We start from the raw sequence: 2,474 nt of genomic DNA, 5'->3' as shown, positions 1-2,474 counted from the left end.
CAAAAAGGACGGGCGGGACGCCCATCCCACAATAACAATTAAAATTGTAAGTTATTTAATTCGCGATCCTTAGTTAGCACGATGGGGGTTCTTCCTTTTTCAGATTGGACTATAAACCGCCCTCAAAACCCTAAAAATGAAGAATTGTAAAGTTTTATCAAGATGTTTGGGCATCTGAATTAAAATCTTCTCATAAAAAAGACTAGCTTTTAGCAGGCGCAAATTGTGGAAAAAGGTTTAAAACTCAGAATATGAGATCGATCTCGCTACTCTTACATGGTGCAATAAAATGTAACTTTTGATGCAAGAACCAGTAGCCTGAACTTTGTCGAAGGCCCAAGGCCCATCCGGCCAATGCCTTCGGAAAATCGCCTTCTTGGCGCGGCATCACATCTTAAGTGCAATTACTTTCCTTGCACGAGAGCCGGAGCCTTCGAGCCAACATTTAGCTCCAAGGCTTACGCACCAGAACTTTGATAAACCTGGTTTTTTTACCGGGAGCGAGGGCGGCAACAAAGTGTTTTCGTTCATCTTTCCCCGGTTTCAGCGTCCGAGACTGAACTCGATCGAATGAATGCAGTCGCAACCAATGTTTAAAAGTGGCGATACTGCAAGTTGCGTGCAAAGCAGGGAGCTAACCGCAGTGATGGATCTCGATTGTTTACCTTACGGCGCAGGCCACGCACAGGAAGGGGTCTGTCTGCTAGTCCGAATGGGGCCGCACCGCATTTTACTCGACTGCGGTATAGAGGATATTGCACCGCTATCAGCGACACTAAATCGATCGCTGCCAGCCGATTTTGTGGTGTGTACCCACGCCCACTCTGATCATGCCAGAGGTTTGCTAGCACTCCATCAATCTTTCCCCCACTTGCCAATTTACGCCAGCGAAGTGACAGCGCGACTGCTACCGCTCAACTGGCCACAACTGGCTCAGCAGCCAGAGTCCCGGTTCTGTCAGGGACTGCCCTGGCAGTCGCCGCTCGAAGTGCGCCCAGGACTGAGCGTGCAGTTGTTCCCGTCGGGTCATTTGCCCGGAGCTGCGACTGTGCTGCTGACTTATGCAGCCCCGCACCGCACCTACACAGTGGTTTACACCGGCGACTTTTTCCTGTCCAATTCTCGTTTGGTGGAAGGTTTGCCCCTGGGAGAACTCAGGGGCATGAAGCCGGATGTGTTAATTTTGGAAGGCAGTTACGGCACGGCCCGCCACCCTCACCGCCGACAACTGGAAAATCAGTTAGCCGATCGCATCCACCGCGCCATCGCCGACGGGTACTCCGTACTGCTGCCCGCGCCGGCCCTTGGTTTGGGCCAAGAAATGCTGATGCTGCTCCGCAGTCACCACTACTTTACTGGCCGCGACTTGGATATTTGGGTAGACGGCACTGTCGCCGACGGGTGCGACGCTTATCTAGAACTGTTACCCCAATTTCCCACCGCCGTCCAAAATTTTGCTCTGCACCAACCTTTGTTTTGGGACGAAAGGGTGAAGCCCCGCGTCCGCCGGCTGTCTCCCGAACAGCGCCCCGGATTGGGAGCCACGCCCTGTATTGTGATTACAGACAAGTTAGCTGATTTGGCTTTGTATGTTGCCGATGGCACAAATCCTTGGATTTTGCTCGCCCCTCAAAAACCAGGATATCCCGTCACCGACTGGCTGGGCAACAGGCCCCAATTTGGAGTCACAACTGTCGAAACTTATCTGCTAGCCGAACACTGCGACGGGCCGGGGACTACCCAACTCATCCACAATTTGCGTCCCCAGCACGTAATTTTAGTCCACGGTTCCCCGGCATATTTAGCTGACTTGGCTAACTTGGACGAGCTGCGAAACCGCTACCAGTTGCACACTCCGGCGGCCGGAACACTGGTCGAATTGCCGATCGGGGAAATGTTTTTGCAGCCCGCTATCCCAGAAACTAACTATGAGGGAGAACTCAGCGAATTAGGGACAGAGGTAGCAATTAGCTTGCCGAGTCCGATTACAGCCGATCCTCGGTGGGCCAATTTTGCCGATACCGGTTTGGTAGAAGCGCGCTGGCAAGGCGAAGAACTGGTACTGCGGGGCATCTCCCAGCGGGAACTCCTTTTTCAAGGCAGCGCCGTTCAGGCAAACCTCGAATGCTGCGGCAATTGCCAGCACTACCGCAGCCAGCGCTGTTGGAACCAGTCCAGTGCTTTGTTTGGCTTTAAAGTAACCCCCGACGGTTTCTGTCCCGTGTTTAAAGCGATACCGGAGTCCGAACTTTTCCTAGAAGATGGGGAAACAGACGGCCAATAAGCTGTCGGGTACCTCGAAACCAGCCCGCAGGCAAAGAAAACAAAAGAACAGTCCTGGACGCACCCAGACAAAAAACCCGGTTTAAGCAGGGGTAAGCTGTCGCGTATTGAATTTTTAACTACCAGCCGGGAAGTCCCTCGGTATATTTAAAGGGGATTAATCTGAGCGCTGCGCGAAGTACCCCGTTGGG

1 protein-coding gene is annotated in these 2,474 nt (G+C 52.7%); it reads left to right on the top strand.

The genetic code is table 11. The features are described 5' to 3' along the window. The first annotated feature begins 646 nt into the window (after positions 1 to 646). The gene (locus QUB26_RS31570; RefSeq protein ID WP_333241069.1) at positions 647 to 2,284 is read left to right on the top strand and encodes an MBL fold metallo-hydrolase; all 1,638 of its coding nucleotides are present in this window, start codon (positions 647 to 649) and stop codon (positions 2,282 to 2,284) included. The last annotated feature ends 190 nt before the right edge of the window (positions 2,285 to 2,474 follow it).

Source organism: Microcoleus sp. B4-C1 (assembly GCF_036705285.1).
In the GTDB taxonomy this organism is placed as follows: Bacteria; Cyanobacteriota; Cyanobacteriia; order Cyanobacteriales; family Microcoleaceae; genus Microcoleus.
The sequence above is the reverse complement of the archived record's forward strand: the minus strand, read 5'-3'. Positions and strand labels throughout refer to the sequence as shown.

Bases quoted from the DNA above. Each gene is read 5' to 3' on its own strand.
- QUB26_RS31570 (WP_333241069.1), top strand. From the start codon at position 647: ATGGATCTCGATTGTTTACCTTACGGCGCAGGCCACGCACAGGAAGGG.